15 protein-coding genes are annotated in these 13,897 nt (G+C 61.9%); 12 read left to right on the top strand and 3 right to left on the bottom strand.

The window, feature by feature from the left end; translation table 11 throughout:
• The first annotated feature begins 105 nt into the window (after nucleotides 1–105).
• From urtB to ureG, 11 genes are all read left to right on the top strand, one after another.
• Complete coding sequence (urtB, locus tag ACUZ9P_RS14700; RefSeq protein WP_449250308.1) at nucleotides 106–1,788, top strand: urea ABC transporter permease subunit UrtB; 1,683 nt, start codon at nucleotides 106–108, stop codon at nucleotides 1,786–1,788.
• Nucleotides 1,789–2,940 (top strand): urea ABC transporter permease subunit UrtC, encoded by a 1,152-nt coding sequence (gene urtC / locus ACUZ9P_RS14695; protein ID WP_449250307.1) that lies wholly within the window; start codon nucleotides 1,789–1,791, stop codon nucleotides 2,938–2,940.
• Nucleotides 2,937–3,833: an urea ABC transporter ATP-binding protein UrtD gene (gene urtD / locus ACUZ9P_RS14690; RefSeq protein WP_449250306.1), complete on the top strand. Its 897-nt coding sequence runs from the start codon at nucleotides 2,937–2,939 to the stop codon at nucleotides 3,831–3,833. Before urtC ends, urtD begins: the two co-directional genes overlap by 4 nt.
• A gap of 106 nt (nucleotides 3,834–3,939) precedes the next feature.
• Nucleotides 3,940–4,635 carry an urea ABC transporter ATP-binding subunit UrtE gene (urtE, locus tag ACUZ9P_RS14685; protein WP_298998334.1) on the top strand — a complete coding sequence of 232 codons (696 nt, stop codon included), beginning with the start codon at nucleotides 3,940–3,942 and terminating at the stop codon, nucleotides 4,633–4,635.
• A gap of 29 nt (nucleotides 4,636–4,664) precedes the next feature.
• Nucleotides 4,665–5,735, top strand: a complete 1,071-nt coding sequence (locus ACUZ9P_RS14680; RefSeq protein ID WP_449250305.1) for an urease accessory protein UreD — start codon at nucleotides 4,665–4,667, stop codon at nucleotides 5,733–5,735.
• Between the two features lie 114 nt (nucleotides 5,736–5,849).
• Nucleotides 5,850–6,152 carry an urease subunit gamma gene (ureA, locus tag ACUZ9P_RS14675; RefSeq protein WP_449250304.1) on the top strand — a complete coding sequence of 101 codons (303 nt, stop codon included), beginning with the start codon at nucleotides 5,850–5,852 and terminating at the stop codon, nucleotides 6,150–6,152.
• A gap of 45 nt (nucleotides 6,153–6,197) precedes the next feature.
• Nucleotides 6,198–6,539 carry an urease subunit beta gene (locus ACUZ9P_RS14670; protein WP_449250303.1) on the top strand — a complete coding sequence of 114 codons (342 nt, stop codon included), beginning with the start codon at nucleotides 6,198–6,200 and terminating at the stop codon, nucleotides 6,537–6,539.
• On the top strand, nucleotides 6,536–8,257 hold the full coding sequence (ureC, locus tag ACUZ9P_RS14665; protein ID WP_449250302.1) for an urease subunit alpha: 1,722 nt from the start codon (nucleotides 6,536–6,538) through the stop codon (nucleotides 8,255–8,257). Before ACUZ9P_RS14670 ends, ureC begins: the two co-directional genes overlap by 4 nt.
• A gap of 21 nt (nucleotides 8,258–8,278) precedes the next feature.
• The gene (ureE, locus tag ACUZ9P_RS14660; RefSeq protein ID WP_298998324.1) at nucleotides 8,279–8,722 is read left to right on the top strand and encodes an urease accessory protein UreE; all 444 of its coding nucleotides are present in this window, start codon (nucleotides 8,279–8,281) and stop codon (nucleotides 8,720–8,722) included.
• The gene (locus ACUZ9P_RS14655; RefSeq protein WP_449250301.1) at nucleotides 8,715–9,617 is read left to right on the top strand and encodes an urease accessory protein UreF; all 903 of its coding nucleotides are present in this window, start codon (nucleotides 8,715–8,717) and stop codon (nucleotides 9,615–9,617) included. Before ureE ends, ACUZ9P_RS14655 begins: the two co-directional genes overlap by 8 nt.
• 5 nt (nucleotides 9,618–9,622) lie before the next feature.
• Complete coding sequence (gene ureG / locus ACUZ9P_RS14650; RefSeq protein WP_291443529.1) at nucleotides 9,623–10,252, top strand: urease accessory protein UreG; 630 nt, start codon at nucleotides 9,623–9,625, stop codon at nucleotides 10,250–10,252.
• Between the two features lie 96 nt (nucleotides 10,253–10,348).
• Here the strand turns inward: ureG and prfA are convergent, their stop codons facing one another.
• From prfA to rpmE, 3 genes are all read right to left on the bottom strand, one after another.
• On the bottom strand, nucleotides 10,349–11,419 hold the full coding sequence (prfA, locus tag ACUZ9P_RS14645; RefSeq protein ID WP_449250300.1) for a peptide chain release factor 1: 1,071 nt from the start codon (nucleotides 11,417–11,419) through the stop codon (nucleotides 10,349–10,351).
• 131 nt (nucleotides 11,420–11,550) lie between these two features.
• Entirely contained in the window at nucleotides 11,551–12,465 is a 915-nt protein-coding gene (locus ACUZ9P_RS14640) for a DUF1385 domain-containing protein (protein ID WP_449250309.1), read from the bottom strand.
• Between the two features lie 172 nt (nucleotides 12,466–12,637).
• Nucleotides 12,638–12,847 carry a 50S ribosomal protein L31 gene (rpmE, locus tag ACUZ9P_RS14635; RefSeq protein ID WP_022659930.1) on the bottom strand — a complete coding sequence of 70 codons (210 nt, stop codon included), beginning with the start codon at nucleotides 12,845–12,847 and terminating at the stop codon, nucleotides 12,638–12,640.
• A gap of 267 nt (nucleotides 12,848–13,114) precedes the next feature.
• Between rpmE and ACUZ9P_RS14630 the strand changes: the two genes are divergently transcribed.
• Nucleotides 13,115–13,891, top strand: a complete 777-nt coding sequence (locus ACUZ9P_RS14630; RefSeq protein WP_449250299.1) for a TlyA family RNA methyltransferase — start codon at nucleotides 13,115–13,117, stop codon at nucleotides 13,889–13,891.
• Nucleotides 13,892–13,897: the final 6 nt, after the last annotated feature.

The raw sequence follows: 13,897 nt of genomic DNA, 5'->3' as shown, positions 1-13,897 counted from the left end.
ATGAATCTGCTGCAGGGGCCCCAGCGGCCCCCGCAATCCCCCCACGGCACGTCGGCCAGGGTCAGCCCAGCGCAGACCCGGTAGACCAGACTAAAGGATATTCCCATGCGCACGGCGCTCTTGCTCTGCTGCCTCATAATTTTCAGCCTGCCTCCCGCAGTGCTGGCGTCCGGACCGGAACCGGACGGGAATGCCGGGGGCGCGGTTTCGACTCCTTCCGCGTCCCCGGTGCAAACTTCGCCATCCATTATTCCAGCCGATCTGCTCAAGGCTCTGGTGAACCCCAAGGTAGCAGACAGGGATGCGGCCATTGCCGCGCTGGAAAAGGATGACAGCAGCCTTGCCGCGCCACTGCGCGAAAAACTGCTGGAAGCCCTGCTGCGCAACACCCTGCTGGCCGATGCCGCTGCCGGAGCGCTTTTTGTGGGCGACGATGCAGGTCAGGCGCGGCCCCTCAACGCCAGAGGCGAACTTGGCACGGCACAGAGTGCCGACAGCCTGCGCAAGGTGGGCACAAGCAACCGCCAGCGCCAGCGCATTACGGATATCCTCAACGCTCAGGCCCTTACTTCAACAGACGCGGCCAAGCGCCGTCAGGCTTCGGCAGCCCTTATGGACAGCGCCACCCCGCCCCTCAAGGCAGAGGCCCTGAACAAACTGCTGGCTGGGGAAAAGGACGAAGCCGTGCGCGCGAACCTCAGCGCGGCACGGGCTCTCTACGTGGCGGCTGATCCTGCCGCCGTGCGGTCAGAACAGCTTGCCGCCGTCAAGGCTCTGAACAGCAACGGCGGCCCCGCCGCCCTCAACGCCCTGCGCACGCTTGCCGCTTCAACCGATACGGCGGTGGCCAAGGCGGCGGACGATGCCCTGTATTCCCAACGCGTTTCCGCTCAATGGGCGCAGTTTTTTGAAATGCTCTTTTTCGGCACGAGTCTGGGATCCATTCTTGTACTGGCCGCCATTGGCCTTGCCATCACCTTTGGCGTCATGGGCGTTATCAACATGGCCCACGGCGAGCTGATCATGCTTGGGGCCTATACCGCCTGGGGCATGCAGCAGCTCTTGCCGGGCCAGCCCGGTCTTGCGCTCATTCTGGCTGTGCCCGCCGCCTTTCTGGTGAGCGGCGGCACAGGCGTACTGCTTGAAAAGACTGTTATCCGCTTTCTCTACGGCCGCCCGCTGGAAACCCTGCTGGCGACATTCGGCATCAGCCTTGTGCTGCAACAGGCCGTGCGCACCGTGTTTTCGCCCCTCAACCGCGCCGTGCAGAACCCGGAATTCATGAGCGGCGTGTGGCAGATCACCCAGCATTTCAGCCTGACCTGCAACCGCGTGTACATCATCCTGTTCTGCCTCGGCGTGTTTGCCCTCATCCATGTGGCCATGCACCGCACCCGGCTGGGGCTTGAAGTACGCGCCGTATCGCAAAACAGGGCCATTGCCCGCTGCATGGGCATACGCGCCTCGCGCGTGGACGCGCTGACATTCGGCCTTGGCTCCGGCGTGGCTGGCATGGCTGGCGTGGCCTTGAGCCAGGTTTCCAACGTTGGCCCCAATCTGGGCCAGACCTACATTGTGGATTCCTTCATGGTGGTGGTGTTCGGCGGCGTGGGCAACCTCTGGGGCACGCTCACGGGCGGGCTTGCCCTGGGCATTGCCAACAAGTTTCTGGAGCCTGCCAGCGGGGCCATGCTTTCCAAGATCATCATTCTGGTCTGCCTTATCCTGTTCATCCAGAAGCGCCCGCGCGGCTTGTTTCCGCAAAAGGGCCGTGCGGTGGAGGCGTAAATGGCGACCGATATCTTTGAACGCGAAAGGCTGCTCAACGCGCCTACCCGCAACTTTCTGGCTGTTACCGCCCTGCTGTCGCTGGCTGTAGTTGCAGGCAGCCTGCTGCCCGCAGGCAGCGCCCTGCACGTGCCGGGCTACATGGTCACCCTGCTGGGCAAGTACCTGACATATTCATTGCTGGCTCTTTCGGTTGATCTGGTCTGGGGTTTCATGGGCGTGCTCAGCCTTGGGCACGGCGCGTTTTTCGCCCTTGGGGGTTACGGCTTCGGCATGTACCTCATGCGGCAGATAGGCGCGCGCGGCGTTTACGGCAATGCCAACCTGCCGGACTTCATGGTTTTTCTGAACTGGAAGGAACTGCCCTGGTTCTGGCAGGGTAGCGAATACTTTGTGGTGGCACTGCTGCTGGTTGTGCTGCTGCCCGGTCTGCTGGCCTATGTGTTTGGCAGATTGGCCTTTGGCTCGCGGGTTTCGGGCGTGTATTTCTCCATCATGAGTCAGGCCATGACCTATGCCCTCCTGCTGGCCTTTTTCCGCAACGAAATGGGCTTTGGCGGCAACAACGGCCTCACAGACTTCAAGACCCTGCTGGGCTTTGAATTGCAGACAGACGGCATGCGCACGACCCTGTTTGCCTGTTCCACCGTGGCGCTCATGGCTGGTTACCTCCTGTGCAGGGCTGTCACGGCGTCGCGCCTGGGGCGCGTGTGCGTGGCCGTGCGCGATGCGGAAAGCCGCGTGCGCTTTATCGGCTACAGGGTGGAGCGTTATCAGGTGGCGGTGTTCACGCTGTCTGCCATTCTGGCGGGCATAGGCGGCGCGCTGTATGTGCCGCAGGTGGGCATTATCAACCCCGGCGAATTTTCGCCCCTCAACTCCATTGAAATAGTGGTCTGGGTGGCGATGGGCGGCCGTGGGCGGCTTTATGGCGCGGTGCTTGGCGCGTTTGCCGTCAATGCCTTCAAAACGTGGTTTACGGCGGTCATGCCCGAGGCATGGCTGTTTGCCCTTGGCGGCATGTTTGTGCTGGTGACCATCTTTCTGCCACAGGGTCTGGCGGGCTTGCCCGAGCAGTGGCGCAACCGCGCATCACGCGGCGCGATGCCGGATTCCCCTGCCGATTCCGCCAAAGAAGGAGGCGCAGCATGAAGACCCAGCAGGATATTTTGCACGGGCGCAGCCTTGAGGACGTGGCAGAAGCCGCCCGCGCCTACGAAGAAACGCACGCCCCCTTTGACAAGCGCCCCATGAAGATGCGCGCCCGGCCCCCGCGCCCCATGATGTCCAAGCCAGACATCGCGTTGTACATGGAAAAAATCAGCGTGAGCTTTGACGGCTTCAAGGCGCTCAACGACCTGACCTTCTATGTGGACAAGGGCGAACTGCGCTGCGTCATCGGCCCCAACGGCGCGGGCAAGACCACCATGATGGACGTGATCACCGGAAAGACCCGGCCCGACACTGGTTCCGCATGGTTTGGGCGCACCTGCAATCTGCTGCAAATGGATGAAGTCGCCATCGCCCAGGAGGGCATTGGCCGCAAATTCCAGAAGCCCTCGGTGTTCGAGGCTCTGAGCGTGCTGCAAAATCTGGAGCTGGCGCTGGCTGGCGACAAGCGGGTATGGCCCACATTCCGCGCGCGGCTCTCTGCCGACAACAAGGTCTTTATCGAAGAAGTGCTGCACCGCATCCGCCTGACGGAACTGGCCCGCTTGCAGGCGGGCAAGCTCTCGCACGGGCAGAAGCAGTGGCTTGAAATCGGCATGCTGCTCATGCAGAAGCCGCAGCTTCTGCTGCTGGACGAACCCGTGGCAGGCATGACCCCTGAAGAAATGGACCGCACCATCGAGCTGCTGCATGACCTGGAAGGCGAGCAGAGCATCATGGTGGTGGAACACGACATGGAATTTGTGCGGGCCATTGCCCACAAGGTCACGGTGCTGCATCAGGGCAGCGTACTGGCCGAGGGAACCATGGACGAAATGCAGAACCACCCCGCCGTGGTGGAGGCCTATCTGGGCGAACCGCTGGGCGCGGCCTAAGTCCTGCCCGGCCCATGGTCAGCCGCAGGCTGATCCTGGACTGATTTTGGGCTGGATGACCGCTGCAAACTGCCAATTTTCGAGCCTCATGCTCCGGAGGAGCGTAATGCTGCATATTACAGGTCTCAATCAGTATTATGGCGAAAGCCACATCCTGCGCGACGTCAACCTTGAGGTAAAGGCCGGTTCGTGCGCCTGCCTCATGGGGCGCAACGGCGTGGGCAAAACCACCTTGCTTCAATGTATCATGGGCGTGCTGCCTGCACGCTCCGGCCATATACTCCTTGAAGGAACGGACTTGCTTCCTCTGCCTGTGGAGCGACGGGCGGCCCTGGGCATCGGTTATGTGCCGCAGGGCCGCCAAATCTTCCCCCTGCTGACCGTGCGCGAAAACATGGAGCTTTCCCTGCCCATGCGCAAGGACAAGGCAGGGGCCATTCCTCCGTTCATCTTTGACTTTTTCCCCGTGCTGGGCGAAATGATGCATCGGAGGGGCGGTGATCTTTCCGGCGGGCAGCAGCAACAGCTTGCCATTGCACGCGCGCTCACGCTGGAGCCGCGCCTGCTCATTCTGGACGAACCAACCGAGGGGATTCAGCCCAACATTGTGCGCGACATCGCCACAACCATTCGCAGACTCAACGAGGAAATGGGCCTTACGGTGCTGCTGGTGGAGCAGAAAGTGCCTTTTGCCCGCCGTATGGCAGATACCTATATGATTATGGATCGCGGGCACATCGTTTCGCAGGGCGGCATGCACGGCCTGGACGATGCCACCGTCAAAGCCTTTCTGAGTGTCTGATTCCCACTGCGGAATCCAAAAGGAGCTGCATGTCTGCCACCACCGCAAACCCTGCCGACAATCTCCACGGTCACTGCTTTACGCCTGACCGACGCTGGAGCGCGCGCATGGAGCTGGATTTTGCGGTGCGGCAGGGGCGCACCACGCTGACAAAAATGCAGTTCAGCGGGCCATTGCGCGTGCAGCGGCCCTTCTATCCCGAAGCCGCGCCCGCCAATGCGCCGGGCCGGGCGCAGGCGTCCCAGCCCTGTCACTGCTGCCTGCTGCACCCGCCGGGCGGCCTTGTGAGCGGCGACGATCTGAGCCTTGCCGTGCGGTTGGAGCAAGGCGCGCACGCTCTGCTCACCGCACCTTCTGCCTCCAAATTCTACGCTGCGGACGCGCATAACGTGGCGCAACGCCAGACCACCGACCTGAACGTTGCGGGCGGCATGCTGGAATGGCTGCCGCGTGAAACCATCATCTATGACGGCGCGCGGGCCGAAATGCGCACATCGGTAGAGCTGGACAATGCCAGCGCCTGCATTGGCTGGGAAATGATCTGCCTTGGCCGCCCTGCCGCCAACGAGAGCTTTACCCACGGCAGCGTGCGCCAAAGCCTCATGCTCACTCGCGAGGGCCTACCCCTGCTGCATGAGGTGCTGCGCTTTGAAGGCGGCGATGCCCTGCAAAAATGCGCCTGCGGTCTGGGCGATCAGGCGGTCTCCGCCACCCTCTTTGCCGTGGGGCGCGCAACGGATGACGGGCAAGACCTTGCCGCGCTGGAGGCATGCTGCACCACGCTGCAAAACATGCTTTCGCCCAACCGCGATTTTGATGATGCGCCGGATGGCACTCCTGATGATGCGCCTGATGATGCATCCGGGGGGCCAAACCCCGCTGCAAGCGACAGTACCGTCCAGGCCAGGCCCGTTCCCCTGTCTGCCCACATGGGGGAACGGGCCGGAGCCACCGTGCGCGACGAGGTGCTTGTGGTGCGCTATCTGGGGCCGGACATGGAAGAAGCGCGCAACCTGCTGCTGACAGCCTGGAACCATCTGCGGCCCTCGCTGACCGGTTGCCCGCCGCACATGCCGCGCATCTGGTACGGAGCTTTTTAAGGGTGGTTTTCATAGCCGGGCTGCGGCCAAAGCTGCCAGTCGGGCTGCTGGTCGGGCTGTGATCATGTAAATTTCAAGGAACTCTTGCGGCATGCCGCATACATTGGAGGCATCATGGAACTTCTGCCCAGAGAAAAAGACAAGCTGCTGCTTTTCACCGCCGGGCTGCTGGCAGAAAGGCGCAAGGCGCGCGGCCTCAAGCTCAATTACCCCGAGGCTGTGGCCTACATCAGCCTGGCCGTGCTTGAAGGCGCGCGCGACGGGCAAAGCGTGGCCGAGCTCATGGGCTCGTGCCGCAACCTGCTCGCGCGCGAGGACGTCATGGACGGCGTACCCGAGATGATCCACGAGGTGCAGGTGGAGGCCACCTTTCCTGACGGCACCAAGCTTGTGACCGTGCACGACCCCATTCTGTAATCAGGGCCGCACACGCCAACTCACACGAACACGCAAGGGGGACGCATGATTCCCGGTGAATTTCATATCGCAGAGGGCGAAATAACCCTCAACGCGCTCTCGGAAGGGCACGAAGTGGTGCTGGAAGTTTCCAATACCGGCGACAGGCCCATTCAGGTGGGTTCGCACTACCATTTTTTTGAAGTAAATCCGGCATTGACCTTTGCCCGCGGGTTCGCGCGCGGCATGCGGCTCGACATACCAGCCGGAACCGCCGTGCGCTTTGAGCCAGGGCAAAAACGCGAGGTGCGCCTTGTGCCCTACGCCGGGGCACGACGCGTGTTTGGCTTTCGCGCCCAGATCATGGGGGCGCTTGATGCCGAAGCCCCCAGGGAGGAAGAAGCATGATCCGCATCCCCAGAAGCCAGTATGCCGAACTCTACGGCCCCACCACGGGCGACCGCATCCGCCTTGCGGACACGGAACTATGGATCCAGATTGAACGCGACCACACCGTCTATGGCGATGAAGTCTGCTTTGGCGGCGGCAAGGTCATTCGCGACGGCATGGGTCAGAGCCAGATCAGCAATGCTGACGGCGCTATGGACACCGTCATCACCAATGCCGTCATCATGGATGCGGCGCTGGGCATCATCAAGGCTGATCTTGGCATACGCGATGGCCGCATCGCCGCCATCGGCAAGGCGGGCAACCCCGATGTGCAGCCCGATGTGGACGTGGTCATCGGCCCCGGCACGGAGATTATTGCGGGCGAAGGCTGCCTGCTCACCGCTGGCGGCATGGACTCGCACATCCATTTCATCTGCCCGCAGCAGGTGGAAGAAGCCCTTGCCAGCGGCATCACCACCATGCTCGGCGGCGGCACAGGCCCTGCCACGGGCACCAACGCCACCACCTGCACCCCCGGCCCCTGGCATCTGGAACGCATGCTGGCCGCCACAGACGCCTTGCCCATGAACTTTGGCTTCTTGGGCAAGGGCAATGCCGCCATGCCCGAGGCCCTGCGCGAGCAGCTCGAGGCGGGCGCTTGCGGCCTGAAACTGCACGAAGACTGGGGCACCACCCCGGCTGCCATCGACACCTGCCTTACCGTGGCTGACGAGTACGATGTGCAGGTCGCCATCCATACCGACACGCTCAATGAGGCGGGCTTTGTGGAAGACACGCTGGCCGCGTTCCGAGGCCGCACCATCCACACCTACCACACGGAAGGCGCAGGCGGCGGGCACGCGCCCGACATTCTGCGCGCCTGTTCCCTGCCCAACGTACTGCCCTCGTCCACCAATCCCACCCGGCCCTATACCGTGAACACAGTGGACGAGCATCTGGACATGCTCATGGTCTGCCACCACCTCAACCCCTCCCTGCCGGAAGACGCAGCCTTTGCCGATTCGCGCATCCGGCGCGAAACCATTGCAGCGGAGGATATCTTGCAGGACATGGGCGTCATTTCCATGATCTCGTCCGACTCGCAGGCCATGGGCCGCGTGGGCGAGGTCATCACCCGCGCGTGGCAGACTGCGCACAAGATGAAGGTGCAGCGCGGCCCTCTGCCCGAAGATCGCGGGCGTGGCAACGACAACTTCCGCGTGCGCCGGTATCTGGCCAAGTACACCTGCAACCCTGCTGTGACCCACGGCCTTTCCCACGCCATTGGCGCAGTGGCCCCCGGACTTCTGGCCGACCTCGTGCTGTGGAAGCCCGCCTTCTTCGGGGTCAAACCCTCGCTGGTCATCAAGGGCGGGCAGATAGCCGCAGCGCCCATGGGCGACGCCAACGCCTCCATCCCCACGCCGCAGCCCATGCACTACCGGCCCATGTTTGGCGCCTTGGGGCAGGCTGCGGCTGCCGCCAGCCTGAGCTTTGTTTCGCGCGCCTTCATGGAAAACGGCGGCGAGGGACGGCTGCGGGAGCTGGGCCTGCTGCGCGGGCTTTCCGCCTGCCGGGGCACGCGCACCCTGTGCAAGAGCGACCTCCTGCTCAACAGCGCCACCCCGGCTATTGCCGTGAACCCGCAAACCTATGAAGTCCGCGCTGACGGCGAGATTCTCACCTGCGCTCCGGCAGAAGTGCTGCCGCTGGCGCAACGTTATTTTTTGTTCTAGGCAACCAACTAAGGAGCGACCATGCTGGAATTTACTGAAAACATGGGGCAGCGCACCAATCTGGAGCCTACGGCCACCCTTACCCTGACCTGGGAGCAGCGCGGCAAATGCCGCCAGCGGTTGCGGCTGGACAGCGGCGAAGAAGCTGGCCTGTTTCTCACGCGAGGGCAGGTTCTGCGCGAGGGCGATATTCTGCGCGCCGGGGACGTGCTGGCAATTGTGCGCAACGGCGAGGAACCTGTGGTGACGGGCATTGCCCCCAACTGGGAAACTCTGGCCCGCGCCTGCTATCACCTTGGCAACCGCCACGCCGCCATGCAACTCGGGCACAAGTGGCTGCGCTTCATGCCCGACCACGTGCTTGAAGAACTGGCGGAAAATCTGGGCTTGCGCCTGCGCCGCGAAAATCTGCCCTTTGTGCCCGAGGGCGGAGCCTACGGCGGCCACGGTCACAGTCATGGCTGAATTGGCTGCCGGACTGGCAACTGACTTGGCATCCGAGCTGCCGCCCCCCGCAAGGGCGCTGGCTGGCGGAACCTGCCTTGCTCAACATGTTCAACAGTGCGCAGCACATGCGCAGGCGGAGGATGCCGCGGGGCAACCCGGGCCGTATGCTGGCCGTGGCTGTAGCCACACGACATGGAATGGGCCGCAGTTTGGCCTGACAGCCTTGCTCTATCTGGCGGGGCAATCCCTGCCAGTGGGCGGTTTTGCATGGTCGCAGGGGCTTGCAGCCGCCGTGGAGCGGGGGCATGCGGCCACTGCGGAAGGCGTGCGTCGCTGGCTTTGGGGCGTGCTGCGCCTCGGCCTTGCGCGCAACGACCTGCCGCTGCTGCTGCGCATGCACGCGGCGGCATCCAGTGCAGATGCCGTTGCGCTGGCCCGCTGGAACGCCCTTATGCTTGCAGGCCGCGAAAGCCGCGAACTGTGGCAGGAAGAAATCCAGATGGGGCGCGCCCTGCGCCGTATTTTGCACGATCAGGGCATGCTGCCGCACTGGCAGCTGCCAGACAACGCGGGGTACACGGCCTGTTTTGCGGTTGCCGCCGTCATGCTCGACCAGCACGCCCGTAGCATGGAGCCTTATTGCGATCCTGCCGCGCAGCAGCGCGCCGGGATGGACGCGGCCTGCGCCTATGTGTGGAGCTGGCTGCAAAATCAGGTGGCCGTGGCCTGCAAAACAGTGCCTTTGGGCCAGACCGCCGCGCAAAAACTGTTGCTGGAGTTCATGCCTGCCGTGCCGCAACTGGTGGCTCAGGCAGCGACCCTGCCCGATGAGGACATCGGCTCCAGCCTCCCCGGCCTTGCCCTGTGCAGCGCCGGACATGAACGACAATACACCCGACTTTTCAGGAGTTGAACGTCATGACCAATAGACCCTGCCTGCGAGTGGGCGTTGGCGGCCCTGTGGGTTCCGGCAAAACGGCCCTCTTGCGCCACCTGTGCATGCGCCTTCGCAAGCACTACAATATGGCTGTCGTCACCAACGACATTTATACCCGCGAAGATGCGGAATTTCTGCTGCGCCATAACGCCCTTGAGGCTGACCGCATCATCGGCGTTGAAACGGGCGGCTGCCCGCACACTGCCATCCGCGAAGACGCTTCCATGAACATTCAGGCCATTGAAGAGCTTCAGGCGCGCCATTCCGGCCTTGAGCTGGTGCTGGTGGAAAGCGGCGGCGACAATCTCTCTGCCACGTTCAGCCCGGAACTGGCCGACCTCACCATCTATGTCATAGACGTGAGCGGAGGGGACAAAATTCCGCGCAAGGGCGGCCCCGGCATCACCAAGTCCGACCTGCTCATCATCAACAAGGTTGACCTCGCGCCCATGGTGCATGCCTCGCTGGACGTGATGGAACGCGACACCCGCCGCATGCGCGGCGAACGCCCCTATGTGCTCACAGAAATGCTTTCCGGTGCCGGCATTGAGGCCGTGATCGCCTTTATCATCCGCGAGGGCATGCTGCGGCTGCCCGATCAGTCAGTATAAGTGCATTTTGTCGCATGGATGCCGGTCATGCAGACGCAAAAAACGCCCGCAAAATTTGCGGGCGTTTTTAGTATCCATATTTAATGCAGGTGGCGATTAATCCGTGGCCGCGGCCTTGAGCGCATCGGCCTGCGCCACCGTGCTCAGAGCTTCAATCAGCGGATCAATTTCGCCTTCCATGATGTGATCCAGAGAATACAGGGTCAGGTTGATGCGGTGATCCGTGCAACGCCCCTGCGGGAAATTGTAAGTGCGGATGCGCTCGGAACGGTCGCCAGAACCCACCTGCGACTTGCGGTCGGCGGAAATTTCCGAATTATAGCGTTCACGCTCGGCGGCCAGAATGCGTGAGGCAAGCACTTTCATGGCGCGGGCCTTGTTTTTGTGCTGCGAGCGTTCGTCCTGACAGGTCACAACGGTATTGGTGGGCAAGTGCGTGATGCGCACAGCCGATTCCGTCTTGTTGACGTGCTGCCCGCCAGCGCCGGAAGCCCGGTAAATATCGATGCGCAGGTCTTCGGGGCGGATTTCCACGTCCACTTCTTCCGCTTCGGGCATAACAGCCACGGTGGCGGCAGAGGTGTGGATGCGGCCCTGGGCTTCTGTGGCGGGCACGCGCTGCACGCGGTGGGTGCCCGCCTCAAACTTGAGGCGGCTGTAAACCTTGTTGCCGCTGATAAGGCAGATAACTTCCTTGAGGCCGCCCGATTCGGAGGGCGATTCGCTCATGAGTTCCACCTTCCAGCCCTTAACTTCGGCGTAGCGCGAGTACATGCGGAACAGGTCGGCGGCAAACAGGGCCGCTTCTTCGCCGCCCGTACCGGCGCGGATTTCAAGAATGGTGTTCTTTTCGTCCAGCGGATCCTTGGGCAGCAGCATGAGCTTGAGCTCCTGCTCCACCTCGGGCAGTTCCTTTTCAATGCGGCGCAGGTCTTCCTGGGCAAGCTCGCGCATTTCGGGGTCTTCATCGCGCAGCAGCTGCTTGTTTTCGGCCTGTTCCTGCAACAGCGCCCTGTGGCGGCGGTATCTTTCAACAATGTCGCGCAGATCGGCATGGGCCTTGGTGAGCTTGCGGTAGTGTTCCTGATCGTTGAACACGTCCGGCTCAGCCAGGGAATGCTCCAGCTCCATGAATTTCTTTTCCAGACCTTCCAATTTGGCGAACATAGGTGTCTCCAACACGCTGTGGGCGGAAAAACGAAAAACGGGCGCGCAGCCATGCCGCAAGCAGCATGCCAGGCAACAAGCCCATGTACAGCATCTGCCGCAAAAGCGGCAGAAAAAGACGGCAATAAGCGCTATTCCGTGGTGTAGCCTACGGTGTGCACCCTCGCGCCATCATCCGGGCCAAGGGCTTCACGCAGGGCCACCACGGCCACCTCAAGCTGGCTTTCGTCAGGCTCATAGGTGGTGAGCCGCTGGAGGGCCAGCCCCGGCGCGCGCAGCACCGTTGCCAGAAGCCCTTCGGGCAGTTTGGCAGCGTAACGTATAAGCTCATAGGCCAGCGCGCTGATGGGCACCATCAGCAGAAGCTTGACGCCAATGGTGAGGATGTGTTTGGCAACCTCGCCCTGCGGCGTGTAAATGCTCAGCATCAGGGGAACCAGTACCGCATGCAGCAATATGGAAATGCTGATGACAAACAGCAAAAACGTGGTTCCGCAACGCGGATGCAGGCGGCTTTTGCCCATGGCGGCGGCAGCGTCCACATCCCCCCCCGCCTCATAGGCGTGGATGGTTTTGTGTTCTGCCCCATGATACTGAAAAACACGACGGATATCAGGCACATACGAAATTGCCTTGATATACCCCATGAAGATGCAGCACTTGAAAAAACCGTCCCAGAGGTGGAACGAAAGCCCTTCCACATCGCCGCCAAGGTGCGCCCAGAGCATCACCAGCGAGAGCAGGTGCGGCACAACCACAAAAAGACCCACTGCCATCAGCAGGGCCAGAATCAGCGTAAGCACCAGATGCCAGCCGGAGATTTCCTCCTGCTCGCTCTGGGCCACAGCTTCAACCGAGCGGTTGAGCGCCTTGATGCCGTTGACCAGAGTTTCCAGCAGCACAGGAAAGCCCCGCACAAAGGGCTTTTTGAGCCAGGGGCTGCGGGTGAGCGAAAACCAAGGGCAGCGCATGGCACGAATGACGCCATCGGCCTGACGAACCGCCAGCCCGTAGACATCACCGTGACGCATCATCACGCCTTCCATGACGGCCTGCCCGCCCACCGGAGCGCATTCCGCGTTCAAAAGAGCGAGGGCAAGCCGCAACACACCGCTCGCGCGCTTTGCACGCGGGGCGATTTGCTGCGAGCCTGCCCGCCGCGAACTTTCGGGCGTCATGCCAGTGCTGGAGTCCCGGTAAAGGCCCGACCCAAGCTTACTACTGATCAAACTTGGCGTACTTCTTGCGGAAGCGGTCAATACGACCCGCGGTATCAAGAAAACGCTGCTTGCCGGTGAAGAAAGGATGGCAAGCGGAGCAAACTTCCACGCTAACCTGTTCGCCCTTGGTGGAGAGCACGTGCTCTTCATTGCCGCAGGCGCAGGTGATGGTGGCGTTGAACACTTTGGGATGGATATCATTTTTCATGGCAGCTACCTCGTGAACGCGGCATAATCCAGATTTTTCAGCAATTCGGACGCCCGCGCGTTTTACCCTTGGCGCGGCGCAGTACCGCACAAGGGCAAGCTATATAGCCCTCTTTTACGGCTTTGGCAAGTGCGCCGGGCGGGGTTAAGTATAAATTGACTTTCCGCCACCTCATCGGGGGCCAGTTGCACCCCCTTTGCCGTGCCCGGTGCGCAGCAATCGCGGGGCAGTCTTGTGGTTGGCGCGGCAAGCAGCTATAAGACCCCCATGCCAAAAACACCCAGACAACGCGCCGACCAGCTTGTATTTGAGCAGGGCCTTGCGGAAAGCCGCGAACAGGCCCGCCGCCTTATCATGGCGGGCAAGATCATTCTTGAACAGACGGTCCCCGGTGCGCCGCCGCAGGTTGTGCCCAAGCCGGGGCATCCTTTTGCCGCCGACACGGTCTTTGCCCTGCTGGAGCCGGAACGCTACGTGAGCCGTGGCGCTTACAAGCTTTTGACCATCCTTGAATATTTCAAGCTGGATGTGAGCGACTTTGTGTGCCTGGACGCGGGTGCTTCCACCGGCGGTTTTACGGACTGCCTGCTGCAAAGGGGGGCCAAACGCGTCTATGCCGTGGATGTGGGCAAAAATCAGTTGCACGAACGTCTGCGCGCCGACGAAAGGGTGATAAACCTTGAAGGCTTCAACCTGCGCCATGCGGAGCAGAGCCTTATCCCCGAGATGGTTGATCTGGTGGTCGCGGACGTTTCCTTTATTTCGCTCACCCTCGTGCTGCCCTCATGCATGCCCTGGCTCAAACCCGGCGGCATGCTCGCCACGCTTATCAAACCCCAGTTTGAGCTTGGCCCCGGCGAAACCGTCAAGGGCGTGGTGCGCGATGAGGCCGCACGCCAGCGCGCGGTGGATAAAATCCTGCTCTTCACCCAGGCCAATTTGGCTCTTGCCTGTCAGGGAGTGCTGCCCGCCGCCATCAAGGGTCCCAAGGGCAATCAGGAATATATGGCTCTGTTTACGCGGCAGGGTCAGGCAAACGCATAAAGCCGC

Source organism: Desulfovibrio intestinivivus (genome assembly GCF_053570665.1).
The sequence above is the reverse complement of the archived record's forward strand: the minus strand, read 5'-3'. Positions and strand labels throughout refer to the sequence as shown.

Coding starts and splice junctions, on each gene's coding strand:
- ACUZ9P_RS14655 (WP_449250301.1), top strand. CDS start 8,715: ATGGCTGAATTGGCTGCCGGACTGGCAACTGACTTGGCATCCGAGCTG.
- urtC (WP_449250307.1), top strand. CDS start 1,789: ATGGCGACCGATATCTTTGAACGCGAAAGGCTGCTCAACGCGCCTACC.
- urtD (WP_449250306.1), top strand. CDS start 2,937: ATGAAGACCCAGCAGGATATTTTGCACGGGCGCAGCCTTGAGGACGTG.
- ureA (WP_449250304.1), top strand. CDS start 5,850: ATGGAACTTCTGCCCAGAGAAAAAGACAAGCTGCTGCTTTTCACCGCC.
- ACUZ9P_RS14680 (WP_449250305.1), top strand. CDS start 4,665: ATGTCTGCCACCACCGCAAACCCTGCCGACAATCTCCACGGTCACTGC.
- rpmE (WP_022659930.1), bottom strand. CDS start 12,847: ATGAAAAATGATATCCATCCCAAAGTGTTCAACGCCACCATCACCTGC.
- urtE (WP_298998334.1), top strand. CDS start 3,940: ATGCTGCATATTACAGGTCTCAATCAGTATTATGGCGAAAGCCACATC.
- ureE (WP_298998324.1), top strand. CDS start 8,279: ATGCTGGAATTTACTGAAAACATGGGGCAGCGCACCAATCTGGAGCCT.
- ACUZ9P_RS14630 (WP_449250299.1), top strand. CDS start 13,115: ATGCCAAAAACACCCAGACAACGCGCCGACCAGCTTGTATTTGAGCAG.
- urtB (WP_449250308.1), top strand. CDS start 106: ATGCGCACGGCGCTCTTGCTCTGCTGCCTCATAATTTTCAGCCTGCCT.
- ACUZ9P_RS14670 (WP_449250303.1), top strand. CDS start 6,198: ATGATTCCCGGTGAATTTCATATCGCAGAGGGCGAAATAACCCTCAAC.
- ACUZ9P_RS14640 (WP_449250309.1), bottom strand. CDS start 12,465: ATGGAAGGCGTGATGATGCGTCACGGTGATGTCTACGGGCTGGCGGTT.
- prfA (WP_449250300.1), bottom strand. CDS start 11,419: ATGTTCGCCAAATTGGAAGGTCTGGAAAAGAAATTCATGGAGCTGGAG.
- ureG (WP_291443529.1), top strand. CDS start 9,623: ATGACCAATAGACCCTGCCTGCGAGTGGGCGTTGGCGGCCCTGTGGGT.
- ureC (WP_449250302.1), top strand. CDS start 6,536: ATGATCCGCATCCCCAGAAGCCAGTATGCCGAACTCTACGGCCCCACC.